This is a genomic window from Arthrobacter globiformis NBRC 12137 (assembly GCF_000238915.1).
Lineage (GTDB): Bacteria > Actinomycetota > Actinomycetes > Actinomycetales > Micrococcaceae > Arthrobacter > Arthrobacter globiformis.
This window is the reverse complement of record NZ_BAEG01000083.1, coordinates 59,745-83,045: the sequence shown is the minus strand read 5'-3', so window position 1 is coordinate 83,045 and position 23,301 is coordinate 59,745. Positions and strand designations below refer to the sequence as shown.

The window sequence follows — 23,301 nt, the reverse complement described above, 5'->3', positions numbered from 1 at the left end:
GGTGAGGACATTTTTCCTCCTGGGGTATGGGTTACCGGTTCCTGAATGGGAGCGCCGGCGCCGTTCGCACGGTACCGATCACCCAGCGCCGATCATCCGGCGCCAATCACCCGCCGTCGTTCACTTGGGACGCATGGCAAGCGGGAAACGCCCGACGGCGGTGGCCGAGCGGGGTGCCTTGCGCCACGCCTGGCGGTCCAGCACCACGGTTGCAAGAACTGCCAGGACCACCACCAGGAAGTAAATCAGCTCGGCGCGGCCAGCGGCGGCGGTGCTGAAGCCGAAGGAACCAACGGTGAAGGTGCCCTGGCTGTTGTGGAACAGAAGCGTCAAGAGGACGCTGCCGCCGGTGCGGTTGAAAAGCCACACGTAGAGGAACGTGATAGCGAACGTCGTCGGCAGACCGATCGGGCTTAGCCCACCGAAGAGGATCAGCGGCAGGTGCCACAGCGCTACAAGCACACCGAGGATCGCCGCGGACAGCAGCGGCGGACGCGATGCCTGGAGCAGGGGCAGGGCGTAGCCGCGGAAACCGGGCTCTTCGCCCAGTGGTCCGTCCAGCGGATTCACCAGCCTGACCGCGAACACGGTCAGCAGGCCGCTCCACGTCAGCCGTTCCAGGCCCGGGGCGGCGGCGCCGAGTGCCATGGTGACCAAGCCGGTAACCAGGACGAGTGCTGCGGGGAGAAGGAGTGCAACGGCGTACCAGATCCACCCGACGCGCCACCGGATCAACCGCCGTCCCCAGGCACGGAACCCGGGACGTCCTTCGGTCAGGGCCATGACGACGACTGCCGCGGCAAGCGGACCAACCGGCAGGAATTCCATTCGCGGCAACAGCCCGGCCGCGAAGAACGGCCAGGAGGCCCAGGAAATTGCGTAGGCGACGATAAAGAAAGCCAGAAGCCTGTGGTGCTTTAGCCAGCCCATTGAACGGCCCATTGCGGCTCCAAACGGTCTGCAGGTGCTCCAATTGTCCGCCCCGTTTGCTTCGACGCGCCAGCAGGCAGGACCCAGGCAGGACCGTCCGGCCCGGCAGCTGGCCGAATGCTTGCAGGCGCCTTCCATAACTGCTAGTCCTGTGAGGGAGGCAAACGGCGGCGACGGAGCCGCGGACAGCAGTACTTGGACCATGCCGAGTCAAGGAGTGTGCAGCATGCCGCGCAAGAACCCAGACGTTGAAGAGGCGGACGAGAAGGACCTCGAGGTAGGCAAGCCGAAGGAGTGGGCCGCCGGCATCCCGGGCGTCCTGCACTCGATGCAGCCGGCCATCAAGCACATGGGCCTGGGCAGGACAGAGAAGACGCTGCTGGCCCTGAACCAGAAGCACGGTTTCGACTGCATGAGCTGCGCCTGGCCGGACCCGGACCACCGGAAGACTTTTGAGTTCTGCGAAAACGGGGCCAAGGCTGTCACCTGGGAAGCCACACCTGTGGTGATCGAGTCGGACTTCTGGGCGGAGCACACTGTCAGTGAGCTGCGCCAGCGGACTGAGTACTGGCTCGGGATGCAGGGCCGCCTGACGGAGCCGGTGTACAAGCCGGCAGGCGAAGACCGTTACCGTCCCGTGAGCTGGGACGAGGCATTCGGGATTCTGGGCCGAAAGCTCAACGGACTGGCCAGCCCGGACGAGGCCGCCTTCTACACGAGCGGCCGGACGTCGAACGAGGCCGCCTTCATCTACCAGCTGTTCGTGCGGGCCTTCGGCACCAACAACCTGCCGGACTGCTCCAACATGTGCCACGAATCGTCGGGCTGGGCTATGGGCCAGACCATCGGCATCGGCAAGGCCACCATCACCTACGACGACTTCGCCAAGGCGCAGCTCATCATCATCATGGGGCAGAACCCGGGCACCAACCATCCGCGCATGCTCACGGCCCTCGAGGAGGCCAAGGAGGCGGGCGCGGAGATTGTGGCCGTCAACCCGCTGCCGGAAGCCGGGCTGCTGCGGTACAAGAACCCGCAAAAGGTCAAAGGCATCATCGGCCACGGCACCGACCTCGCGGACCAGTTTCTGCAGATCCGCGTGGGCGGCGACATGGCGCTGCTGCAGGCCATTTCGAAGCGGGTCCTCGACGCCGAGGCGAAGAACCCGGGGACCGTGCTGGACCATCAATTCCTCGAGGAGCACTGTGAGGGGCTGGACGACCTCAAAGCACATCTAGAGGGTCTTGACGACGAGACCGTCCTGGCCGCCACGGGACTCCGCAGCGACGAGATCGATGAGCTGGCCGCCCGGTATCTGAAAGCCGACCGGGTCATCATCACCTGGGCCATGGGAATCACCCAGCACAAGAAGGGTGTGGCCACCATCAAGGAGATCATCAACCTTCTCCTGCTGCGTGGAAACATCGGCAAGCCGGGGGCCGGCGCCTCGCCGATCCGCGGGCACAGCAATGTGCAGGGGGACCGGACCATGGGCATCTGGGAGCAGATGCCGCCCGCCTTCCTCGACGCGCTCGGCAAGGAGTTCAGCTTCGACCCGCCGCGCGAGCACGGCGCTGATGCCGTGGAAACCATCCGAAGAATGCGCGACGGCGGGATCAAGGTTTTCGTGGCCTTGGGCGGAAACCTGGTGGCCGCCATTTCGGACACGCACGCCGCCGAAGCGGCAATGGAGAACACCGACATCACCGTCCAAATCTCCACGAAGCTGAACCGCTCGCACACGGTGACGGGGAGGGAAGCCCTCATCCTGCCCACCATGGGGCGCACGGAAATCGACCTCCAGGAGTCCGGTCCGCAGTTCGTTTCCGTGGAGGACACCGTTTGCGCCGTTCATCCCTCGGCAGGGCGGGTGCAGCCCGTTGCGCCGAACCTGCTGTCGGAGGTTGCGATCGTCTGCCGGATCGCGCGGGAGACGGTGGCGGGGAAGTCCAGCGCGGACTGGGCAGGGTTTGAGAAGAACTACGACCTCATCCGCGAGCACATTTCCCACGTGGTGGCCGGCTGCGAGAACTACAACGACAAGATCCGGCAGGAAGGCGGCTTCGTCCTGCCCAACGGCCCGCGCGATTCGCGGACCTTCCCCACTCCCACGGGCAAGGCCATACTGACGGTCAATCACTTGGAGAGCATCGAGCGGCCAGCCGGCACGCTGATCCTGCAGTCCGTCCGCTCGCACGACCAGTTCAACACCACCATCTACGGGCACAACGACCGCTACCGCGGCATCAAGAAGGGCCGCGACGTGGTGTTCGTGAGCCCCGAGGACATCGCCGAACTTGGCCTCAGCGACGGCCAGTTCGTGGATATCCACGGCGTATACGAGGATAACGTGGAGCGGGTGATGCGGAAGCTGCGCGTCGTTTCGTATCCCACGGCCAGCGGCTGCGCGGCCACCTACTACCCGGAGGCCAACGTGCTGGTGCCCCTGGACAGCGTCGCGGAGGGAAGCAACACGCCGGCGTCCAAAGCTGTGCTCGTGCGGTTGGAGCCCACCGCCGAGCCTGTTTAGCTCCCGAAGCTTCCTGACCGCCCCGTCACGCATCGCCCTTACTGGGCGGTGCGTGACCAGCCTTCGCTGTCCGGGCCGCCCTCGGTGCCGTGCTCACACAGCCGCAGGGCGACGTCGGCCGCCGATTGCACCGCCTCCTGCGGCGACGCGCTGCTGCCGTGTGCCCGGAGTCCGGCGGCGTAGCCGACCAGCATCGCGGTGACAGGAGCGGCACGTCCGTTCACCGCGCGGGAAGACTCGTCGGCCAGGCGAGCGACCAGCTGCTGGTCCACCTTCAGATCCAGGATCTGCAGCGCCTGGATGAGTCGATGGCTCCAGTCTGCGAGGTCCTGGTCAGTGTCGCCGGTGCCGGTCGCTCCGGCGGAGGCGGTGCCGCCGTCGCCTTCGGTGTTGCCTGTCATTGGATTACCTTTCCTGCTCGTCTCTAACTCATTGGTGCGGTGATCCCGGCGGATGCGCCGGGTTCTAAGTATCTATCGAGGCCATGTGCGGGTAGCGCGCTCCCGCGGCAGCGCCCGCCGGGGCAAGCTCATCAAGGCGGGCAAGGTCCCCGGCTGAAAGCTCGACGGCGGCCGCGCCCAGGTTCTCGGCCAGGCGTTCGCGCTTTTTGGTGCCGGGAATGGGGACGATGTGATCGCCCTGCGCGAGCAGCCAGGCCAGAGCGAGCTGCGCCGGAGTGCACTGCTTCTCATCTGCGAGTTCCTTGACCCGGTCCACGAGCTGCAGGTTCCGGGTGAAATTTTCGCCCTGGAAACGGGGGGAGTGCCGCCGGAAGTCATCCGCCGCAAAGTCGTCGGGGCTGCGCAGCTGGCCGGTGAGGAAGCCCCGGCCCAGGGGGCTGTAGGGCACGAAACCGATTCCCAGTTCGGCCAGCACGGGGAAGACCTTCGTCTCCGGCTCCCGCTCCCAGAGTGAATACTCGGTCTGCAGCGCGGTGATTGGATGGACGGCATGCGCCCGGCGGATTGTGTCAGCGCTGGCTTCGGACAGCCCGAGATGACGGACTTTGCCGGCCTCGACGAGCTCCGCCATCGCCCCGACGGTGTCCTCGATCGGAATGGTCTTGTCCACCCGGTGCTGGTAGTAGAGGTCGATGTGGTCCACCCCGAGCCGCTGCAGGCTGGCGTCGCAGGCGGCGCGGACGTAGTCGGGGCGGCCGTTGATGCCCACCCAGGAACCGTCCTCCCGCCGCTCATTGCCGAATTTCGTGGCCAGGACCACGTCGGAGCGCCGGCCCGCGATGGCCCTGCCCACCAGCAACTCGTTCGTGAACGGGCCGTACATGTCTGCGGTGTCCAGCAGGGTTCCGCCGGCGTCCAGGAAGGCGTGGATGGTGGCGATGGACTCGCTGTCATCGCCGCTTCCGTAGAACTCGCTCATGCCCATGCAGCCGAGGCCCAGGCTGGAGACGGAAAGTGGACCAAGTGTGCGGGATTCCATGGGGCTCTCCTCAGGTAGGTTGCGGGAGTGGCTCAGGGAGGTGCGGTCTAGTCGCCACTATAAGTCGATTCGCGGCAATCTTGCTCCACTTTCGTGGCGCCGAAATGCCGCCGGCCCCGGGTCTTCCGCATGCTGGTGCGGTTTTCCCGGTGGCTGGCGGCGGTGCTGCTACCTGAAGTGGTGCGGATATTTGCTGCAACCTGACGCAGAGCGGGGCGACAGCTATGGCGTGGGGCTGCCGCCGTTGACGTTCAGGGTCTCTCCGACCACGAAGCTCGATTCCGCCGAGGCCAGGAACACGTAGGCCGGGGCGAGTTCGGCGGGCTGTCCGGCGCGGCCCAGGGGAGTGTCCTTGCCGAACTCGGGCAGCGCTTCCTTGGGCTGGCCGCTGCTGACCTGCAGGGGCGTCCAGATCGGCCCGGGAGCCACGGCGTTCACGCGGATGCCCTTCGGTGCCAGTTGCTGGGCAAGTCCCTTGGTGAAGTTGTTGATGCTCGCCTTCGTGGTGGCGTAGTCCAGGAGTGTCGGCGACGGGTTGTAGGCCTGGATCGACGTGGTGTTGATGATTGTGGAGCCAGCGGGAAGGTGTGGAACCGCGGCCCTGGTGAGCCAGAACATGGCGTACACGTTGGTCTTCTGCGTGTGGTCGAACTGCTCGTCCGTGATGTCGCCGATGTCCTCCTGCGCCACCTGCTTTCCGGCGTTGTTCACGAGGAGGTCCAGTCCGCCCAGTTCCTGCAGTGCGGTGTCCACCAGCTTCTGGCAGATTGCGGCGTCCTTGAGGTCTCCGGGCACCTTCACGGCTTTGCGGCCGGCCTTCTCAATCAGGTTCGCGATCTTTGCCGCGTCTTCCTCCTCCTCCGGCAGGTAGGAAAGTACGACGTCGGCCCCTTCCCGGGCGAACGCGATCGCCGTCGCTGCGCCGATGCCTGAGTCCGCGCCAGTGACGATTGCCTTCCGGCCGTCGAGGCGTCCGGTGCCGCGGTAGGTGTCCTCGCCCAGGTCGGCCTTGGGTTCAAGTTTGGCGTCCAGGCCGGGCTCGGGCTGGTGCTGCTTGGGCGGCTCGATGTGCTCGTAGGCGGTGACAGGATTCTTGAACGTGTACTGGTCGGTCATGGTTCTCCTCCAGATGGTGTTGAACGCGGACAGGATCATCGTGCTCCGGGCGGTGCTGGCATCGGGATAATGCTAAGCATGCTTACCGTCTACCCTAACGAGACGACGGCGGCGCCGCCAGTGGTGCCGCAGTTCGGAATGCGAGGCGCAGGCTCCCGCTGCGAAGGGCATCCGGCAGTCTCTTCCGCGGGCTGCGGCACCTCATTAGGCTGGCAGTCCCAGCACGGGCGAGCGACGCGCCGGTGGCGGTCCTCATGAGTGAATCCGGCATGCGGTGACCAGCACGCGGTGACCAGCATGCGGTGACCAGCACGCGGTAACTAAGGAGTGAAGGCGATGGACGACCAGGACATTCTGCAGCGCATTCAGGCGCTGGTTGACGAAGAACACCAGCTCCGTGAGCGGGCGGCGTCGGGCCCGGCCGGCGGCTCCGGCGGGGACGGTTCCGACGGGGATGGGGAGGATGGGGACGAGGAGGATCGGGGTGAACGCCGCGCGCGGCTGCGGCAGGTAGAGGAGGCGCTGGACCAGTGCTGGGATTTGCTGCGACAGCGGCGCGCGAAGGCGAAGGCCGGCGAAGATCCCAACGAGGCGGATGCCCGGCCCGTCAATGAGGTGGAAGGCTACGTGCAGTAAGTCGCCGGTAATGCGGAAGGGCGGCCGCCGCCGGCAGCCGCCCTTCCGTGTCGCTGATCCGCGGTCAGTGCTTACTGTTCCTGGCCGCTGTGCAGTCCGTCGTCGCTGCTGTCTGAGGAGGCCGCGTCGCCGGTGTCGTCGGACAGGTCCATGTTGCCGCGGGCTTCCTCCATGGTGGGGCCGCCGGACGGGACGCTGTAGCGCTGCGGGCGGATGCCGTGTGACTGTTCCTCGATGAGCGCCTGCTCCTCGCTGAAGCGGATGGCGTTGGCGTCATCACCCGCATCGCCGGGAACGTCGTCCCGGAGCTTCGAGGGGTCCGGAACGATAAAGCCGTCTGCCTTGCTGCTGTGTTCACTCACTGAATTCATCCCTTCCGACTAGTGCCTCACTCTGTATCGTAAGCCTACTTTCTATTTCCGCCGCCAGAAAATTTCGAGGGGTAAGCTAGTCCCCGCAAATCTCCAGAAACCGAGATTTCCGGCTCGGTTTCGGTGTAATCCCCGTCATAGTCGGTCACGACACACAATGTTTACCGAACAAAGTCGCCAGATTTGCCCAGTACTTGGCAAACTACTGGGGGAACAATCGCTCTGTAAGGGGAACCATGCGCAAGACTGCCGCCGAAAACACCAACATCCGCCTTAAGGCCGTGCTGGACGTTCTGGCAGAGGGGGTGTTGTCCGGTGAGTCGCAGAACGCCGGCGCCGTGCTGGCTGAAGCCCTCGTCCGGGTTCCGCTGAACGCCTACGAAGCTGAACTCCTCAGCGGCGGGATCCCCCGCGGCCACAAATCGCTGACCACCGCCACGGCCAAGCTGGTCAAGGCCGGCTGGCTGGTCAAGGGACGCTCCGGCTGGACCATCACCGAGGACGGGCAGCGCGCTACGGTTGCTTTCCCGGACGCAGCCAGCTTCTCGGCAGCGCTCGACGCCGGTACCCCGGTCCCTGCCGACACGCCCCTTCCGGTGGCTGCACCTGCCAAGCCGGCAGCCAAGAAAGCGCCCGCGAAGGCCGCCGCAGCCAAGGCAGAGAAGGCTCCGTCCAAGGCAGCGAAGGTTGTCGACAAGGCCGCCAAGCTGATCGAGGATGCAGTCGCTCCCGTGGCCAAGGCTGTCCTGAAGAAGGCAGAGGCCGACGCTGAAGCGCAGGCTCCCGCCGTCGAAAGCTCCGCGGAAGCCATCGACCAGCCCGCCGCCGTAGCTGTGGCCGGCGACTTCAACACCCTGCTGGGAGCCCCGGAGAACTGGGCACCGCAGTACGACGAAGCGCAGATGAAGCTGGACGAGCTGGACCAGCTGTGGAAGCTTTCGGCTGAAGTCCCGGCTGGCTACTACACCTTTAAGATCGCCCTCAACCGTTCCTGGGATGAGAACTATGGCGCGTTCGGCGCGTTCGATGGAGCCAACCACGAACTGCACCACTCCGGCGGACAGCTCACGATCCGCTACGACCACCGGACCCGGGACATCACCGTCAACTGACCCCATCCGGCCGAAGCCCCGCTGCAGCACCACGCTGCAGCGGGGCTTCGCTGTGCGTTGGTCGAGCCTGTCTAGACCCAAGCCGCCGGCGCTACATTGGTTCCATGACTGACTCGAAGGCAGCAGACCCGGACAGCGTCCGCCTCACCGCACGCGTCACGGGAATGGTCCAGGGTGTCGGCTTCCGCTACTGGACCGCGCGAAAGGCCGACGAGCTGGGGCTGACCGGTTCGGTCCGGAACGACGACGACGGTTCGGTCGCCGTCGTCGCGGAGGGCCCGCAGCCCGACATCGTCGAATTCAGGCGTTGGCTTGGTTCATCCCAGGCGCCGGGCAGGGTGGCCCACGTCGATGAGAAAGTTTCCCCGGCTGAGGGCGGATTCAGGAGCTTTCAGGTCGTCGGCTGAGCTCACCCGGGCTGAGGCCCAGGAAGGCCCCGAGCTCCTCAAGTGCGAAGGGGCGCGAGGGCATGTAGTTCGTGAGCTCGGGGGAGCGGACGATCACGGCCCGCCACTGGCCCCGCGACACAGCCACGTTGATCCGGTTGCGGTTGAGCAGGAATTCGGCTCCCCGGGGTGCCTCGGCAATGGCCGAGCATGCCATGGACACGAGCACCACGGGAGCTTCCTGCCCTTGGAACTTGTCCACGGTGCCCACCCGCACGCCCGGCAGGCCATCCTGATCCAAGGCATGCCGGATGGTCTGGACCTGGGCGTTGTAGGCAGCCACCACCAGGATGTCCCTGGCTTCCAGCCGCCGGATCGGCTCGTCCTTGCCCGGCGTCCACTTGAGTCCGATATGTTCGCGTGCCAGTCCGACGATCGCGGCTGCCTCTTCCGCCGAACTCGTGGTGTGGCCGGCATGCGGCACCAGGACGGTTTCGACGCCCGGCGGCACCCCGTCGAGATGGCGCAGGGATGCCGCCGGTGCGGACTCCAGCCGGCCGTCGTAACTGAGCACTGACACCTTGCGGCACAGCTCGGGATGCATCCGCCAGGAATCGGCGAGGAAGTAGCCCAGCTCTGCAGGCAACGTGGCATGCCCGGCCGACAGCCAGCCGAGTGCCGATTCATCGACCGGCTCCGGATGGGAGCCCTGGGTGACCTGCGGAAGCTGTTGCGGGTCGCCGAGCAGCAGAAGCCGCTTCGCGGACCGGGCCACAGCCAGGGTGTTGGCCAGCGAATATTGGCCGGCCTCGTCAATGACCAGCAGATCCAGCGACCCTGCCGGGACGCATTTGCCCGTCATGGTCCAGGCGGTTCCGCCAACCAGGCAGCCGCCGTCGGCGTTCAAGAGCCTCGCGATGTCCTCGTCGGCGATGCAGGTCCACGGAACGTCGTGCGGTTGCGCCAGCCTTTTGGCCACGGCTGCAGGATCCACCCCGGCCTTCGTAATGGCCGTGCAGAGCATGTTCTCGACGACGGCGTGGGACTGGGCGACCACACCAACCTTCCAGCCGGCTTCCACGAGCCGGGCAATAACGTGGGAGCCGACGAACGTCTTGCCGGTCCCCGGAGGTCCCTGCACCGCGAGGTAGGACCGGTCCAGGTGCTTCAGCGCCTGGGTAATGGCTGAGACGTAGTCGGCGTGCCCCGATTCATCATTGCCGACGGCAGGCAGATTCGGGATGCCGGCCAGCCTGGGTGCTGTGCGCCGCAGGATGTCCACTCCGGGATGCTTGGGGAGTTCCGGCAGCGTGGAGCCGACAAGCTGCGCGAGCTCTGTCAGGGCTGCCTCGATGCTGACGGTGGGAATGGGGCGGTCGTCCGTCAGCGCCATGGGTAGCTGAAAGTACGGCGGCACCTTGCCCGTGGACTTCTCCGTGATGGTGATGACGGTCCGGCCGGGCTGATCAGGATGGTCTTCGACGGCCACCACGAGCGTGCCGAAGATGCCGTCACGGGAGGGCGGCATGGCGGCTTCATGGCGTGCTGACTCCGCGCCTGCCGACGAGCCGGCCCCAACCGTGCCCGGGTCCGTGCTTGCCACGCTGCCCCCGGCCGCTGTGCCCGCACCCGCAGATTGGCCGGTCCCCGCACGCCTCGGCGTCCGCCCGCCGTCGACCTCCCCCAGACCGTCGGGCAGGGGGTCCTCGAACATCCGGAACCAGGTGGAGCCCGGCTTGAATTCCGAGCCCTCGCTCATGATCCCGGTGAGCTGCAAGGTGCGGGACTCAGTCCGGGCCCGGGAGGTGGGCGGCGCCCAGTCCGAGACCACCTCGGCCGCTTCCACGATAAAGACGTTGCGCTGGTCCCGCCACCTGTCGACCTCGGATTCGAGGCGGTCGAAGTGCTCCCACCAGAACTGCTTGCGCTCCCGCCGGTGATAGCCGGTGGCCGCCGCGACCATGGCCACGGCCTGCTCGTCCGGCCCCAGCTCGCGGTGCTCCGGAATGGCGTCCAGGAAGGCGCGCAGGCTTGCTTCCTCCGGCGAAGGTCCCGCGTCCGGAGCTGCATCCGCACCGGGCATCCCCGGGACTGCGTCCACCCCGGGCATTCCCGCGGCGTCCGCCGCGCCCGCCTCGCCAGGAGCGGCAGGCGCACCGCCACGCAGCTGCAGCAGCCAGTCCCGCAGGCGCAGCGTGGACAGGCAGTCGTACTGGTTGTAGTCGGAAATGGAGGCCAGAATGGCGGCCGCCTCCGCCTGCGTGTCAGGGCCGGCGTCGCGCGCCGCACAGTAAGCGGCGTAGGCCACCACCGAGGCTCCGGCGTCTTTGACGTCCCCGGAGCGCAGGTTGTCCCCCATATACAGGGGCTCGAGCTTCTTGATGGAGTACGAGGCTTCGGAAATCCGGAGTGAATGCCGGACCGTGGCGTAGAGGTCCACGAGGAGCCCGTCACGCAGCCACGAGTCCACCACATCCTCGCCGGCAACGTGGTTCAGCGAGAGGTTGCGCAGGGCCGTTTTTTCGTAGGGCGCGTAGTGGTAGACGTGCATGTCCGGATACTGCGCGCGGCGCTCCTCCACGTAGGCGAGGAAGTCCAGGAACGCCTGCCGTTCGTCCGCCCGGGAGTGAGCCCAGAACGGACGGAAGACCGGTTCCTGGCCTGGCGGGTCGGTGGGCCGCGCGGCCTCAATCACGCCGAAGAGGTACTCCAGGCCCCACTGGCCAGCGGGATCCTGCCAGAGCGGGTCGCCCTCGAAGTCGAAGAAGATGTCGCCGTCACTCGGGGCAGGGATGCCGGCCAGCGCGTTGTCCGCCAGCACCCTGTACGTGACGGTGTGCGGCTGGCCCTCCTTCACGAAGGTGCGTGAGCCGTCGGCCGCCTCCAGCCCGGTCTGCATCCTGGCCTGGTCACGCAGGCGCCGCCGCGAACCTGTGGCCAGGTTCGGCGGCAGTTCGGCGAGGGCGTCGATGGTGGTGATGCCATCCGCGACGAGCTTCTTCCGCTGGACGGACGTCATGCCGGCCACCATCAACAGGTCCCGGTGCCTGGCCACCTGCTCGGCGCAGTAGTCGCACCTGCCGCAGTAGCTGACACCCGGCTGCTGCCACGCCACGGCGGTCTCCCCGCGACGATGCCTAGCAGTGAGCTCGCGGAAGCGCGCCCGGCGCTCGCGGTACACCGGCAGCAGATCGTCCAGTGAGTGCGAGCTGCGCTCCATGTTTCCCAGCATCAGGGTGACGCGCGGGGCCGGTTCCAGTCCGAGGCCGATCAGCTGGTCGCCGTAGGCGGCGAGCTGCAGCAGGGCCCCTACCTTGGCGTGACGCGCCAGCTTGGTGTCCCAGACCGCGTACCGCTGCGCTTCATGCACTCCATCAGGCACTCCATCAGGCAAGGCAGGCTCCTCACGCACGAGGAAGTCCGCGTAGCCGAGGAACTCGCCGTCGAAGAAGGTGGCCTGGAAGACGACGTCGGCCCCGGCGCGGAGCACAGCGGCGGTTTCGCGCGCCTTGTCCGTCAGGCTGGCCCGGTCCGGAGTTCCACGTTCTATGCAGTAGACGCCGTTTCCGCGCGAGGCATCCCACGTGCCATGGCGGTCGACGAGTGAAGCGAGCACCTTGTGCTCGTGGAGGTCGCCGAGCTTGCCCGCCCGTGCCTGCATCTCATCGGCAGGGAAGTCGGCTTTAGGGGAGCGGCCCAGCTTCTCGTCCAGGATCCGGAGCGTGCGGTACTCGCATTCGCTGGCGGCCACGAGGTCGCTGGCTGAAAAGACCAGATCAGCCGGGGCTCCCGGCGTGGTTGGGTCGAGCAGGAACATGGGGCCTCCCCATTGGCAGCCTCGCTCCGGGACGGTTCCCGGTGCGCTGATTCGAATCTAGCAAGAGGCTGTGACAATCAAGCCCCACCGGCCGGGGACTGCGCCAATGGGGGACCCTACGTGCCTGCCGGTTAGGTGACCGGCTGCTTGCCGTTGTGGGAGTAGGTAAGGCAGTCGGCGTTGTCCGGACCGGGGCCGACGTGGACTTCCGGTGCGCTGCACATCAGATGGTTGTTATGGACGCATTCGGCCCGTTGGCATGCTCCGACACCGGCAAGGACCTTCGGAAGGCCGCCGTGAGTGCCCGTGTCAATGAAGGTGGCGCACGAAGCGTGGTCTGTGGTGCCGCCAACTGTGATGGCCTCGGCGTTGCATTCAGAGTGGTCGTTGAAGGAGCAGTTGGTAACGCTGCAATCGGCTACATGCGTGCTCATGGGATTCCTCCACGGTTCCGGACGCCCTGGCTGGGCGACTCGCTGTTCCCAACGTAGGCCCGATGCGCCGGATCAAAAAGACCCAATTGTGTTGCGTAATTATCGTAATTGCAGGATCTGCCCCGTAGTCGCCCGGCATGGCTTAGCAGGAGCCCCATGGACCCTTGGCAGGCACCGTTCTAGACTGGCAGGACCCTCCACCTTTAGGGCCCGACGGCGCCGTCCGGCCTTTCAAGGGAATGCCCTGGAGGGCGCATCACATCACTCAGGAATTCACCGCCGACCCTTCACCGGGAAGGGTCCGTGACGCCAGGAGGAAAGAGATGGAAGGGAACAAAGCCGTTGCCTACAAGGGACCCGGCCAGGTGGAAGTCATCGACATCGACTACCCCACTTTTGAACTCAAGGACGGGCCGGGCGTAAATCCGGCCAACGTGGGGCGCCAGGTTCCCCACGGAGCAATTATAAAAACTGTGGCCACCAACATCTGCGGTTCGGACCAGCATATGGTCCGCGGCCGGACCACAGCTCCACCGGACCTGGTGCTGGGCCACGAAATCACCGGTGAAGTGGTGGAGGTGGGGCCCGGCGTCGAATTCATCAAGGTCGGGGACATCTGCTCAGTGCCGTTCAATATTTCGTGTGGCCGGTGCCGGAACTGCAAGGAGCGCAAGACCGGCATCTGCCTCAACGTGAACCCTGACCGGCCGGGGAGCGCCTATGGCTATGTGGACATGGGCGGCTGGGTGGGCGGCCAGGCCAACTATGTCCTGGTGCCGTACGCAGACTGGAACCTGCTCAAGTTCCCGGACAAGGACAAGGCCATGGAGAAGATCCTGGACCTCGCCATGCTCTCGGACATCTTCCCCACGGGCTTCCACGGTGCTGTGACGGCAGGGGTCGGCGTCGGCTCCACCGTATACATCGCGGGGGCCGGTCCGGTTGGACTGGCAGCGGCGACGAGCGCGCATCTGCTGGGTGCCGCCGTCGTAATTGTGGGCGACATGAACGGCGATCGCCTGGCTCAGGCCCGCAGCTTCGGGTGCGAAACCGTCGACCTGACCAAGGGCGGCCCGGCGGAGCAGATCGAGCAGATCCTGGGGGTCCCGGAGGTGGACTGCGCCGTGGACGCTGTGGGGTTTGAGGCGAAAGGGCATGGCGAGGGTGCCAAGGAGGCGCCGGCCACGGTGCTGAACTCGCTGATGGACATCACTGCCGCCGGCGGGGCGTTGGGCATTCCGGGACTGTATGTCACTGGTGACCCGGGCGGCATCGACGAGGCCGCCAAGAAGGGATCGCTGAGCCTGAGCCTCGGCACGGGCTGGGCGAAGTCACTGAGCTTCACTACAGGACAGTGCCCGGTGATGAAGTACAACCGGCAGCTGATGATGGCCATCCTCAACGACCGCGTGCACATCGCCAAGAACGTCAACGCGAAGCCGATCCTGCTGGAGGACGCACCCAAGGGCTACGCCGAGTTCGACGCCGGCGCCGCCACCAAGTACGTGCTGAACCCGAACGGATACCTCAGCTGACGTAGGGCAGCAATGCGCGGCCGCGTGCAGTTTTCCACATAGGGGTTGGGCAGCACGCGGCCCCCATTGCCGTCGTCGTAGAGTAGGGCCAGACTCGTGGAACAACCGACCCAGCCGCAGGAGGATCCATGAACAGCCAGCCTGACGAAACACCTCTCGAAGTCCCGGAAGTCGACGCGTTTGAGCAGCGCCAGTCGGCGGGCGGGGAATTCGGGGAGGAGGAACAGCGGCCGCTGCCCGAGGACGTTCCCGAGGCGGACGCCCTGGAGCAGCGGACCCCGCTGCGGTCCAACGGCCCGCCGGCGGCGCCGGATCTCTCCGCCGAGGAAGCTGCCGAGGCCGACGCCATTGAGCAGGCCGCGGGCACGCCTGGCAGCGACGAGGACGACTACCCGTTCGCCGGGGAGGTGGAGCCGGAGCAGGGCTGAGGAGCGGCCCGTCTGGCCGGTCGCCGGGCGGCGGGTCCGGCTACACGGTTCCAGTTACTTGGTTCCAGCCGCCGTTCCTCCAGCCGCTGTACCTCCAGCTACAGTGCCGCCGCACTGGGCCAGGACCGAGGCCATCGCGGTGCGTTCGGCCTGCGTCACCCACAGCTTGTACTTCGCCTTGACCGAAATCTGCCGCGCGACGTACGGGCAGCGGTAGGCACGGCTGCCGGGCAGCCAGGTGGCGGCGTCGCCGTCGGACTTCTGCTGGTTGGCGGGACCGGAAGCGGCGAGCAGGTTGAGGGGATCGTTGGCGAACGCGGTCCGCTGTGCCTTGCTGAGGCGCTGGGCGCCCTTTTGCCACGCATCGCTGAGGGCAACGACGTGGTCGATCTGGACTGCGCTGCTGGTTTTGCTGCCGCGGGTGAAAGCGATACTGGTGGCGGTGTACGGATCCGCGAGGGTGCCGGTCAGGACGATGCAGTTCTTCGTTCCGGGCTTGAACGTGGTCTTGGTGAGGTCCCGGGCCAGGATGTCGTTGCGGGTGTCGCAGCCGTTGTGGTCCGTGTCCGACCACGCCGGACCGAACTTCTCCCGGTCGTAGCCGGTTTTCGGGGCGCGGCCTTTGACGGGCAGGGTGGCGAGGAGGTCGGCTGCCTTGACGGCATACCCCGGTGCGTTTCCGGTTGACCCGCCGGGGACAGCGTCCGACGACGGCTGCCGGGTTGCGCTGATAACCCCGCCGCAGGCGGTGGTGGCCAGGATGACGGCGGCAAGGGCGCCAGCGGCAAACCAGTTTCTTTTGCGGGGTGGTGCTTGATGCAAGGCGGTTTACTCCCGTGGCGCTGGTCGTCGATTCAACGGTCGATCGTACTGGCCGGCGCGACGGAGCTGGCGGTGCCACGCGGGAGACGTGCCCGAAACGCAGAGAGCCCCGCACTGCCTGACGGCTTTGCGGGGCTTCTCCTAGCGGCAGGACCACCCCGGATGGGGGATACGCGGTGGGCCTGTTCCTAGGCTAGAGAAGTTTCCTGAAAATTGGCTAGGAATGTGTTCTTCCCGGTGGGTCCGCTTGCCGCTCGAATGCGCTCCCGATGAAGCTACTCGTCCTTGACTTCACCGCCGGGCTAAACCAGTGTTGAAATCGCACTGACCAGCAGGTTTTTCCTTCAAAGGAGATGCGTCATGACTCTTCCCGCAGGCCTGACTCCCGGTATTTGGACACTCGATATGTCCCACAGTGAGATCGGCTTCAGCGTACGGCACGCCGGGATCAGCAAGGTCCGCGGGCGGTTCCGGGAAGCAACCGGCGAAGCCCACGTGCGGGACTCCCTGGCCGATTCTTCGCTGCATGCCACCGTCAGCACCGCAAGCTTCGATTCCGGCGACGCCAACCGTGACGCGCACGTGAAGGGGGAGGATTTCTTCGACGTCGGGAAGTACCCGGAGATGACTTTCACGGGCACGCACATTGACGGCGACGGCGAGGACTACACGCTGACGGGCGACCTCACCATCAAGGGCATCACCAAGCCGGTTGAACTGGAGGTCGAGTTCACCGGCGTGGCCGTCGACCCCTTCGGAGCCACCCGCGCAGGCTTTTCGGCCGAGGCCGACATCAGCCGCAAGGAGTTCGGCCTGACCTGGAACGCCGCCCTGGAAGCAGGCGGACTCCTGGTCAGCGACAAGGTGAAGATCAACCTTGAAGCGGCCCTGGTGAAGCAGCAGTAGCAAGCGGCCCGTCGGGTTTCGACAAGCCCAACCAGCGGACCGACGGGCCGAACGGGCTTAGGAAAGCCGGGCGATGCTGCGGCGGACCGGGCGTGATGCTGTGCCGTCCGAGAAGAGCTCGGGCGACGATGCCTGGATGCGCTTGACGTCCTCGAAGACGCCGCGCAGGTGGACCCGCAGGGAGCTGTCCGCTTCGGGGCGGTTGTTGGCTTCGAGCGCGTCCACCACGGCGGTGTGCTGCTCAATCAGCGTGGACACGGGCCGGGTGTCGATCAGGCTGAGCCGGCGCGCGCGGTCCAGGTGCGCCTTGGCCGAGTTGACCGCTGTCCACGCCGACTCGTGCCCCGCCAGCCGGAGCAGCTCGCGGTGGAAGTCCTCGTCGAGCCGGAAGAACTCCTCGACGTCGCCGGCGGATTCCGCGTCCCGCTGGGCAGCCAAAATTTCCCGCAGCCCGGCAAGCCCTGCGGCGTCAACGACGGCATCCTTCAGGGAGGCACACTCGATGGCCTCGCGCACAAACTGGGCCTCTGCAACCCGTCCCAGATCCACGAGCGAGACGAACGAACCGATCTGCGGGAAGACCTGCACCAGCCCTTCCTCACGCAGCAGGATGAGGCTCTCCCGCACGGGCGTCCGGCTGACACCCAGTTCCTGGGCGAGCTCGTTCTCGGACAGCGGCTCGCCGGGAGGGAGCTGCAGGGAGATGATGCGACGCCGGAGCGTATCCAGTGTCTGGTCCCGCACGGAGAGCCGCGGAGACTGCCCTTTTTCGGGTTTGCCGGTTGCCATGCATCCAGTGTAGCCATCGTTGACAAACTAGAATGGTAGTGCTTGTATGGTAGTCAGCAAAGCGCGAGGAGGAAGCAGATTCCCCCGAATGCACTGAAGTCGCGTGATCGGGATTCCCCGCTTTTCAGGCTGGCGCCGAAGCGGCGCCTATAAGGCCTCCTGGCCATCAGAACCTCCAAGGAAGAAGGACTGGCAATGCACGACCCAACAGCGTCGGCGGCAAACACCCCCGCCGCGGCCCCCACGCATGATCCGAAGAAGGTCCGCCGCACAGCAGCCGCGTCATTCATCGGAACGATGGCTGAGTACTACGACTTCTTCATCTACGGAACAGCGTCGGCGCTCGTCTTCAACAAGATTTTCTTTCCTGAAATTGACCCTCTTTTGGGAACACTCGCCGCCTTTTCGACCTACGCCGTCGGGTTCTTCGCCCGGCCCTTGGGCGGGATCGTCTGGGGCATCATCGGCGACCGGATCGGCCGGAAGAAGGCCCTCGTCTACACGTTGCTCATCACGGGTCTTGGCACTTTTGCCATAGGTCTCCTGCCGACCTACGAAACCATTGGCCTTTGGGCGGCAGTGATCCTTGTTGTCGTGCGCCTTCTGCAGGGGTTTGGCGTCGGTGGCGAGCAGGGCGGTGCGGTACTGCTTACCGCTGAGGCTGCCCCACCAAACCGCAGGGGTTTCTTCGCCAGCCTTGTCCAGCTCGGATCTCCCGCGGCGTATTTGGTTCCCTCCGCCCTATTCGCTTTCCTGACCACCCAGCTGTCCCAGGAGCAGTTCCTCCTCTGGGGCTGGCGCGTGCCGTTCCTGCTCAGCATCGTTGTGGTCGCTGTCGGCCTGTACATCCGGTTGCGCGTTGATGAGTCGGAGACGTTCAAAGCGGTGAAGGAAAATGCTGCCTCACAGCAGGCCCCGATAAAGGTGATCTTCAAGACGAGCCGCCGTGAAGTCCTTTTGGGCATGGGTTCCAAGTTCGTCGAGGCCGCGGTGTTCCCGTTCTACACCGTCTTCCTGGTCGCCTACTCCAAGCACCTCGGCAATGACTCGGCATTCGTCCTCCAGGCCATCATCATCGCCATCATCGCCGAACTCATCATGATCCCAATCTGGGGGCATCTGACTGACCGGTTCGGGCGCAAGAAGATCTTCCTGGGCGTTGCCGTGCTGAACCTCTTCTTGATCTGGCCTGCCTTCAACGCCATTGCCAGCGGCGATCCTCTCCCCATCATTGCGATCCTCATCGCCGGTCTGGCTTTGGGACACGCCGGAACCTACGCGCCTCAGGCTTCCTACTACCCCGAGCTCTTCCCGGTCCGCGGCCGTTACACCGGTGTCTCCATCGTGTGGCAGTTCGGCGCCATGATCGCCAGCGGTCCCTTCACCGTCGTTGCCACTGCTCTGCTCGCCGCTGGAGGCGGCTCGGTGACGGGCGTCGCCATCTACGTCTCAGCGCTGATCCTTGTCAGCGTCGTCTGTCTCGCATTCCTGCCCGAGACCGCCCCGGGCAGGCTCGGAGGCAAGGAATATGCGGATTGGGGACTGGATTCGCAGCCCTCCGACGACGGCAGCGTGGGCACGACCCACCGCGCGTCTCTCTCCTGACCCAACTGAGTAGCAGCAGATGGCGTTCTGAGGGCTCATAACGCCATCTGCTGCGACCTACTTGCAAAACCCGACACACAAAAGGACCCCACCAGTGAAGATCACCGACGCACGCGTAGTGGTTTCGTCGCCAGGACGGAATTACGTCACGCTCGTTATCGAAACCGAGGACGGGATTACCGGCATCGGCGACGCCACCCTCAACGGACGTGAACTCGCTGTGGCGTCCTACCTGTCCGAGCACCTCTGCCCGCTGCTGATCGGCCGCGACGCCCGCCGCATCGAGGACGCCTGGCAGTACTTCTACAAGGGTGCCTACTGGCGCCGCGGCCCGGTGACCATGACCGCGATCGCCGCGATTGACGTCGCACTGTGGGACATCAAGGGCAAGGCCGCCGGCATGCCGGTGTACGAGCTGCTGGGCGGCGCCGCCCGCGAGGGCGTCATGGTCTACGGCCACGCCAGCGGCTCCTCGCTGGAGGACCTCAGCGCCGACTTCCAGCACCACCTGGACCTCGGCTACAAGGCCATCCGCGCCCAGGCCGCGGTGCCGGGGCTGGAGAAGACCTACGGGATCGGGCCGGTGGACGGCAAGACCTACGAGCCTGCCAGCGGCAACATTCCGCAGGAGGACCTGTGGGAGACGACGGCGTACCTGGACTTCGCGCCGAAGATGTTGGCGCACGTGCGGGAACAGTTCGGCTACGGTGTGCACGTCCTGCATGACGTCCACCACCGGCTGACGCCGATTGAAGCTGGCCGGCTGGGCGCTTCGCTGGAACCGTTCCGCCCGTTCTGGATCGAGGACCCGACGCCGGCCGAGGACCAGTCCGCGTTCCGCCTGATCCGCCAGCACACCACCACGCCGATCGCCGTGGGCGAGGTATTCAATTCGATCTGGGACTGCCAGCAGCTGATCACCGAACGCTTGATCGACTACATCCGCACGTCCGTCTCGCACGCCGGCGGCATCACGCACCTGCGCCGTATCTTCTCGCTTGCGGACCTGTACGGCGTCCGCTCCGGCTCGCACGGCGCGGGTGACCTCTCGCCGGTGTCCTTCGCCGCGGCGCTGCACGTGGACATGAGCATCCCCAACTTCGGCGTCCAGGAATACATGGGCCACCGCGACCCCGCCAACGAGGTGTTCAAGACTTCCTACACCTTCACCGACGGCTACATGCACCCCGGCGACGCCCCGGGCCTCGGCGTTCAGTTCGACGAGGAAGCGGCCGCCGCGTTCCCGTTCGACCCCAAGTACCTGCCCATCAACCGGCGGCTCGACGGGTCGGTGCATGACTGGTGAGTAACCCGACAGAAGCACAGCCGTTCGACGTCGTCGCCATGGGGGAGATCCTCCTCGAGGTGGCCACCGACGTCCCGTTCGGGCACGGCGTTCCGGCGCAGCTGGGCATCTCCGGCGATGCCCTGAACGTCGCCGCGGCCGCCGCCGCGGCCGGTGCCCGCACCGCGCTGCTGGCAGTACTGCCCGACGACGACCTCGGCCAGGCGGTCGCCGCCCGGATCGCCGAGCTAGGCATTTCCACCGAGCTACTGAAGTTCCGTCCGGGCCAGCAGGGCGTGTATTTGGTGCACTGCGACCCGGACGGGCAGCGCGAGTTCTCCTACGCGCGCAGCGGCAGCGTGGGCTCCACGCTGGGGCCGGACGACGTCGACCCGAACGTGTTTGCCACAGCCGGCGCTGTGATTGCCGGGGGCATCGCGTGCGCCATCTCGGCTTCGTCCCGGGCCGCCGTCTACAAGGCCGCCGAGGTTGCCAGCCGCTTTGTCTTTGACCCGAACTACCGGCCGCGGCTCACCTCCGTGGAGGACGCGACGGCGGCCGTGGTCGAGCTGGCACCGCAGGCCTTCCTGGTGACGCCTTCCTTCCCGGGGGAGACGTCCGCCTTGCTGGGCACGTCCTCGCCGCAGGAGGCCGCCGCGAGGCTGCGCTCGCTGGGCACCGCCAACGTTGCCGTGACCTGCGGGGCTGAGGGAATCCAGCTGGAGAGCGACTCCGAGTCGGCCTGGATCGAAGCCATTCCTGCACCTGCCGTGGTGGACCAGACCGGGGCCGGCGACGCCTTCGTGGGCACGCTGACCGCGCGTCTGGTGCTCGGCGACAGCCTCGCCGCCGCCGTCCGGTATGGGGCAGCGGCGGCCTCCCTCGTGGTGGGCGGAAAAGGCGGCACCGGCTTCATCCCGAGCTTCGAGCAGACGCGCGCCCACGCCCTGGGAGCACAGCCGCTGGGGACACCCGAAGGAGAGCTGTCATCGCACGCCTGAGCAGCGCCAACCTGAGCAGCGCCAACCTGAGTAGCGCCAACCTGAGCGGCACCGCTGGAAACTCGGCCGAATTCCCGGGCGCCGCGCTGCGGGCCAGCGGACTGAAGCCCGGCATCGTGCACCTGGGCCTCGGCGCCTTCGCCCGCGCCCACACCGCTGTCTTCACCGAGAACGCCATGCTGGCCAGCGGAGAAACCGGCTGGGGGATCACCGGCGTCACCCAGCGCTCGGACACCGTGGCCCGGCAGCTCGCACCACAGGACGGACTCTTCACCGTGGCCGAACGGGGCGAGGGTGCTGCGCCGCTGAGGGTGGTGTCCAGCATCGTGGATGCCATCTCCGGACGGGACAACCCGGCCGCCGTGGTGGACCGGATCGCCGCGCCGGAAACGCTGGTGCTCACACTGACCATCACGGAGAAGGGGTACCGGATCGACCCGCTAACCGGATCCCTCAACCTGGAGGATGCGGAGGTCCGCGCAGACCTTGAGGGGCGCGCGCCGCTCACGGCCATTGGCCAAATCGCCCGAGGCTTGCAGCAGCGGTCGCGTACCGGCACTGGTCCGCTCACCGTGGTTTCGTGCGACAATCTCCCCGCGAACGGCGAACTGACCAGGACGCTGGTGCACGCCTTCGCCGCCGCACTGCCGCCCGCGGAGGCCGAACCGCTGACCGCCTGGCTCGACGCCCACGTCACGTTCCCCAGCACCATGGTGGACCGGATGGTGCCGGCCACGACGGCGGGTGACCTGGACGCCGTCGAACATGAACTTGGACTGCGGGACGAGGCCGCCGTGGTGGCCGAGCCGTTCATGCAGTGGGTCATCGAGGACAACTTTGCCGCGGGTCGCCCGCGGTGGGAGGCCGCCGGAGCGCTGTTCAGCAGCGACGTCGCCGCATGGGAAGCGGCGAAGCTGCGGCTGCTGAATGCGAGCCACTCGCTGCTGGCCTATCTCGGCCTCGCCGCCGGCAAGGAGACCATCAGCGACGCCGTGGCCGAGGAGGCGTTCTTCACTGCCGCCCGGCGCATGATGGCCGAGGACGTCCTGCCCACCATCACGCTCCCGCACGGGCTCGACGCGGACGAATACTGCGCACAAGTCCTGACGCGGTTCGCCAACCCCGCCCTGGGCCACACCACGGCGAAGGTGGGCAGCGACGGTTCGCAGAAGATCGGACTGCGCCTGCTCAGCACCGTAAGCGGAAACCTCGACGCCGGGCGGGAACCACGGTGGGCTGCGCTCGCCCTCGCGGCCTGGATGCGGCACGTGGCCACCACGCCTGCGGACCAGCTCAACGATCCGCTGGCCGCCGAACTCCATGCGGCGCTGCCGGCGTCGGGGGCCGCGGCCGATGTGGTTCCCGCGCTGCTGGGCTGCCGCAGCATCTTCGACGCCGAACTCGCCCGGAACCAGGGGTTCGCAGACCTCCTCATCCACTGGTACACCATCATCGACACGCACGGGCTCGAAGGCCTGAGAAAAGAGATCAACCATGGCTGACACCACCAGTGTTTTGGATGTTTCCCCGGTCATCCCCGTGGTGACCATAGAAGACCCGCAGCATGCGGTTCCGGTTGCCCGGGCCCTGGCCGACGGCGGCGTCCGGATCATCGAGCTCACCCTGCGGACGGACACGGCACTCACCTCGCTGAAGGCCATCGCCAACGAGGTTCCGGACATCCTCGTGGGCGCCGGCACCATCCTCACACCCGGCCAGGCCGACGCCGCCGTGGCCGCGGGTGCGCAGTTCCTGGTCAGCCCCGGCGTGACGCCGTCACTGCTGGACCACATGCTCTCCCTCGAGGTGCCGGTGCTTCCGGGCGTGGCCACGGTGGGCGAGGTGATGGCGGTGCTGGAGCGCGGGCTGGACACCATGAAGTTCTTCCCGGCCGGCCCTGCCGGCGGCCCGTCGTACCTGGCAGCCATCGGGGCACCCGTCCCGCAGGTGACGTTCTGCCCGACCGGCGGCATCAGCCTGGCCACGGCGCCGGACTACCTCAAACTGCCCAACGTCAGGTGCGTCGGAGGAAGCTGGCTCACGCCGCGTGCCGCCGTCGAAAGCGGGGACTGGCAGCAGATCACCGAACTGGCCCGGGAAGCGGCAGCCCTGGCCTGAGGAAAGTTGCCCCGAATCTACTTGACCGTAGATCTGCCTT

21 protein-coding genes are annotated in these 23,301 nt (G+C 66.4%); 12 read left to right on the top strand and 9 right to left on the bottom strand.

The window, feature by feature from the left end:
• Nucleotides 1-120: 120 nt before the first annotated feature.
• On the bottom strand, nt 121-942 hold the full coding sequence (locus tag ARGLB_RS22525) for a CPBP family intramembrane glutamic endopeptidase (RefSeq protein ID WP_003804492.1): 822 nt from the start codon (nt 940-942) through the stop codon (nt 121-123).
• A 214-nt stretch (nt 943-1,156) separates the two neighbouring features.
• Between ARGLB_RS22525 and ARGLB_RS16060 the strand changes: the two genes are divergently transcribed.
• The gene (locus ARGLB_RS16060; protein WP_003804490.1) at nt 1,157-3,460 is read left to right on the top strand and encodes an FdhF/YdeP family oxidoreductase; all 2,304 of its coding nucleotides are present in this window, start codon (nt 1,157-1,159) and stop codon (nt 3,458-3,460) included.
• A 38-nt stretch (nt 3,461-3,498) separates the two neighbouring features.
• Here the strand turns inward: ARGLB_RS16060 and ARGLB_RS16055 are convergent, their stop codons facing one another.
• From ARGLB_RS16055 to ARGLB_RS16045, 3 genes are all read right to left on the bottom strand, one after another.
• On the bottom strand, nt 3,499-3,861 hold the full coding sequence (locus ARGLB_RS16055) for a DUF6457 domain-containing protein (RefSeq protein WP_003804488.1): 363 nt from the start codon (nt 3,859-3,861) through the stop codon (nt 3,499-3,501).
• Between the two features lie 64 nt (nt 3,862-3,925).
• Nucleotides 3,926-4,900: an aldo/keto reductase gene (locus tag ARGLB_RS16050; RefSeq protein WP_003804486.1), complete on the bottom strand. Its 975-nt coding sequence runs from the start codon at nt 4,898-4,900 to the stop codon at nt 3,926-3,928.
• 222 nt (nt 4,901-5,122) lie between these two features.
• Nucleotides 5,123-6,016 carry a glucose 1-dehydrogenase gene (locus ARGLB_RS16045; protein ID WP_003804485.1) on the bottom strand — a complete coding sequence of 298 codons (894 nt, stop codon included), beginning with the start codon at nt 6,014-6,016 and terminating at the stop codon, nt 5,123-5,125.
• Nucleotides 6,017-6,352: 336 nt separating this feature from the next.
• Between ARGLB_RS16045 and ARGLB_RS16040 the strand changes: the two genes are divergently transcribed.
• Nucleotides 6,353-6,652: a DUF2630 family protein gene (locus ARGLB_RS16040; protein ID WP_003804483.1), complete on the top strand. Its 300-nt coding sequence runs from the start codon at nt 6,353-6,355 to the stop codon at nt 6,650-6,652.
• A 71-nt stretch (nt 6,653-6,723) separates the two neighbouring features.
• Here the strand turns inward: ARGLB_RS16040 and ARGLB_RS16035 are convergent, their stop codons facing one another.
• Nucleotides 6,724-7,023: a hypothetical protein gene (locus tag ARGLB_RS16035; protein ID WP_003804481.1), complete on the bottom strand. Its 300-nt coding sequence runs from the start codon at nt 7,021-7,023 to the stop codon at nt 6,724-6,726.
• Between the two features lie 236 nt (nt 7,024-7,259).
• Here ARGLB_RS16035 and ARGLB_RS16030 point away from each other — a divergent pair, with 236 nt between their 5' ends.
• Both ARGLB_RS16030 and ARGLB_RS16025 read left to right on the top strand, forming a co-directional pair.
• Nucleotides 7,260-8,135 carry a pullulanase X25 domain-containing protein gene (locus ARGLB_RS16030; RefSeq protein ID WP_003804479.1) on the top strand — a complete coding sequence of 292 codons (876 nt, stop codon included), beginning with the start codon at nt 7,260-7,262 and terminating at the stop codon, nt 8,133-8,135.
• Between the two features lie 104 nt (nt 8,136-8,239).
• A complete protein-coding gene (locus ARGLB_RS16025) occupies nt 8,240-8,542 on the top strand; it encodes an acylphosphatase (protein WP_003804475.1) in 303 nt (100 codons plus the stop codon).
• Here ARGLB_RS16025 and ARGLB_RS24180 read toward each other — a convergent pair.
• Together ARGLB_RS24180 and ARGLB_RS16015 are read right to left on the bottom strand one after the other, a co-directional pair.
• Nucleotides 8,517-12,338, bottom strand: a complete 3,822-nt coding sequence (locus ARGLB_RS24180) for a TM0106 family RecB-like putative nuclease (protein WP_043419453.1) — start codon at nt 12,336-12,338, stop codon at nt 8,517-8,519. The two genes, ARGLB_RS16025 and ARGLB_RS24180, sit on opposite strands and share 26 nt — an antisense overlap.
• Nucleotides 12,339-12,469: 131 nt before the next feature.
• Entirely contained in the window at nt 12,470-12,772 is a 303-nt protein-coding gene (locus ARGLB_RS16015) for a DUF1540 domain-containing protein (RefSeq protein WP_003804472.1), read from the bottom strand.
• Between the two features lie 323 nt (nt 12,773-13,095).
• Here ARGLB_RS16015 and fdhA point away from each other — a divergent pair, with 323 nt between their 5' ends.
• Together fdhA and ARGLB_RS16005 are read left to right on the top strand one after the other, a co-directional pair.
• On the top strand, nt 13,096-14,307 hold the full coding sequence (fdhA, locus tag ARGLB_RS16010) for a formaldehyde dehydrogenase, glutathione-independent (protein WP_003804469.1): 1,212 nt from the start codon (nt 13,096-13,098) through the stop codon (nt 14,305-14,307).
• A gap of 128 nt (nt 14,308-14,435) precedes the next feature.
• The gene (locus tag ARGLB_RS16005; RefSeq protein WP_003804468.1) at nt 14,436-14,735 is read left to right on the top strand and encodes an Rv3202a family protein; all 300 of its coding nucleotides are present in this window, start codon (nt 14,436-14,438) and stop codon (nt 14,733-14,735) included.
• Nucleotides 14,736-14,789: 54 nt separating this feature from the next.
• On the opposite strand, the gene ARGLB_RS16000 is transcribed toward ARGLB_RS16005, so the two are convergent.
• On the bottom strand, nt 14,790-15,557 hold the full coding sequence (locus ARGLB_RS16000; protein WP_003804466.1) for an HNH endonuclease family protein: 768 nt from the start codon (nt 15,555-15,557) through the stop codon (nt 14,790-14,792).
• Between the two features lie 360 nt (nt 15,558-15,917).
• Between ARGLB_RS16000 and ARGLB_RS15995 the strand changes: the two genes are divergently transcribed.
• Nucleotides 15,918-16,463, top strand: a complete 546-nt coding sequence (locus ARGLB_RS15995; RefSeq protein WP_003804464.1) for a YceI family protein — start codon at nt 15,918-15,920, stop codon at nt 16,461-16,463.
• 57 nt (nt 16,464-16,520) lie between these two features.
• On the opposite strand, the gene ARGLB_RS15990 is transcribed toward ARGLB_RS15995, so the two are convergent.
• Entirely contained in the window at nt 16,521-17,252 is a 732-nt protein-coding gene (locus tag ARGLB_RS15990) for a GntR family transcriptional regulator (protein ID WP_003804462.1), read from the bottom strand.
• 195 nt (nt 17,253-17,447) lie between these two features.
• On the opposite strand from ARGLB_RS15990, the gene ARGLB_RS15985 reads away from it, so the two are divergent.
• The 5 genes from ARGLB_RS15985 to eda all read left to right on the top strand — a co-directional run bounded on the left by ARGLB_RS15985 (nt 17,448) and on the right by eda (nt 23,261).
• Nucleotides 17,448-18,857, top strand: a complete 1,410-nt coding sequence (locus ARGLB_RS15985) for an MFS transporter (RefSeq protein ID WP_003804460.1) — start codon at nt 17,448-17,450, stop codon at nt 18,855-18,857.
• A gap of 94 nt (nt 18,858-18,951) precedes the next feature.
• Nucleotides 18,952-20,163 carry a D-mannonate dehydratase ManD gene (manD, locus tag ARGLB_RS15980; protein WP_003804458.1) on the top strand — a complete coding sequence of 404 codons (1,212 nt, stop codon included), beginning with the start codon at nt 18,952-18,954 and terminating at the stop codon, nt 20,161-20,163.
• 38 nt (nt 20,164-20,201) lie between these two features.
• Complete coding sequence (locus ARGLB_RS15975; protein WP_050934391.1) at nt 20,202-21,143, top strand: PfkB family carbohydrate kinase; 942 nt, start codon at nt 20,202-20,204, stop codon at nt 21,141-21,143.
• Nucleotides 21,131-22,645 (top strand): mannitol dehydrogenase family protein, encoded by a 1,515-nt coding sequence (locus ARGLB_RS15970; protein WP_505578012.1) that lies wholly within the window; start codon nt 21,131-21,133, stop codon nt 22,643-22,645. The genes ARGLB_RS15975 and ARGLB_RS15970 overlap by 13 nt, the downstream gene beginning before the upstream one ends.
• Nucleotides 22,638-23,261: a bifunctional 4-hydroxy-2-oxoglutarate aldolase/2-dehydro-3-deoxy-phosphogluconate aldolase gene (gene eda, locus ARGLB_RS15965; RefSeq protein ID WP_003804452.1), complete on the top strand. Its 624-nt coding sequence runs from the start codon at nt 22,638-22,640 to the stop codon at nt 23,259-23,261. The genes ARGLB_RS15970 and eda overlap by 8 nt, the downstream gene beginning before the upstream one ends.
• Nucleotides 23,262-23,301 lie beyond the last annotated feature (40 nt).

Excerpts from the sequence above, each read along its gene's own strand:
- ARGLB_RS22525 (WP_003804492.1), bottom strand. The coding sequence starts at position 942 with ATGGGCCGTTCAATGGGCTGGCTAAAGCACCACAGGCTTCTGGCTTTC.
- ARGLB_RS16060 (WP_003804490.1), top strand. The coding sequence starts at position 1,157 with ATGCCGCGCAAGAACCCAGACGTTGAAGAGGCGGACGAGAAGGACCTC.
- ARGLB_RS16055 (WP_003804488.1), bottom strand. The coding sequence starts at position 3,861 with ATGACAGGCAACACCGAAGGCGACGGCGGCACCGCCTCCGCCGGAGCG.
- ARGLB_RS16050 (WP_003804486.1), bottom strand. The coding sequence starts at position 4,900 with ATGGAATCCCGCACACTTGGTCCACTTTCCGTCTCCAGCCTGGGCCTC.
- ARGLB_RS16045 (WP_003804485.1), bottom strand. The coding sequence starts at position 6,016 with ATGACCGACCAGTACACGTTCAAGAATCCTGTCACCGCCTACGAGCAC.
- ARGLB_RS16040 (WP_003804483.1), top strand. The coding sequence starts at position 6,353 with ATGGACGACCAGGACATTCTGCAGCGCATTCAGGCGCTGGTTGACGAA.
- ARGLB_RS16035 (WP_003804481.1), bottom strand. The coding sequence starts at position 7,023 with ATGAATTCAGTGAGTGAACACAGCAGCAAGGCAGACGGCTTTATCGTT.
- ARGLB_RS16030 (WP_003804479.1), top strand. The coding sequence starts at position 7,260 with ATGCGCAAGACTGCCGCCGAAAACACCAACATCCGCCTTAAGGCCGTG.
- ARGLB_RS16025 (WP_003804475.1), top strand. The coding sequence starts at position 8,240 with ATGACTGACTCGAAGGCAGCAGACCCGGACAGCGTCCGCCTCACCGCA.
- ARGLB_RS24180 (WP_043419453.1), bottom strand. The coding sequence starts at position 12,338 with ATGTTCCTGCTCGACCCAACCACGCCGGGAGCCCCGGCTGATCTGGTC.
- ARGLB_RS16015 (WP_003804472.1), bottom strand. The coding sequence starts at position 12,772 with ATGAGCACGCATGTAGCCGATTGCAGCGTTACCAACTGCTCCTTCAAC.
- fdhA (WP_003804469.1), top strand. The coding sequence starts at position 13,096 with ATGGAAGGGAACAAAGCCGTTGCCTACAAGGGACCCGGCCAGGTGGAA.
- ARGLB_RS16005 (WP_003804468.1), top strand. The coding sequence starts at position 14,436 with ATGAACAGCCAGCCTGACGAAACACCTCTCGAAGTCCCGGAAGTCGAC.
- ARGLB_RS15995 (WP_003804464.1), top strand. The coding sequence starts at position 15,918 with ATGACTCTTCCCGCAGGCCTGACTCCCGGTATTTGGACACTCGATATG.
- ARGLB_RS15990 (WP_003804462.1), bottom strand. The coding sequence starts at position 17,252 with ATGGCAACCGGCAAACCCGAAAAAGGGCAGTCTCCGCGGCTCTCCGTG.
- ARGLB_RS15985 (WP_003804460.1), top strand. The coding sequence starts at position 17,448 with ATGCACGACCCAACAGCGTCGGCGGCAAACACCCCCGCCGCGGCCCCC.
- ARGLB_RS15975 (WP_050934391.1), top strand. The coding sequence starts at position 20,202 with ATGGGGGAGATCCTCCTCGAGGTGGCCACCGACGTCCCGTTCGGGCAC.
- eda (WP_003804452.1), top strand. The coding sequence starts at position 22,638 with ATGGCTGACACCACCAGTGTTTTGGATGTTTCCCCGGTCATCCCCGTG.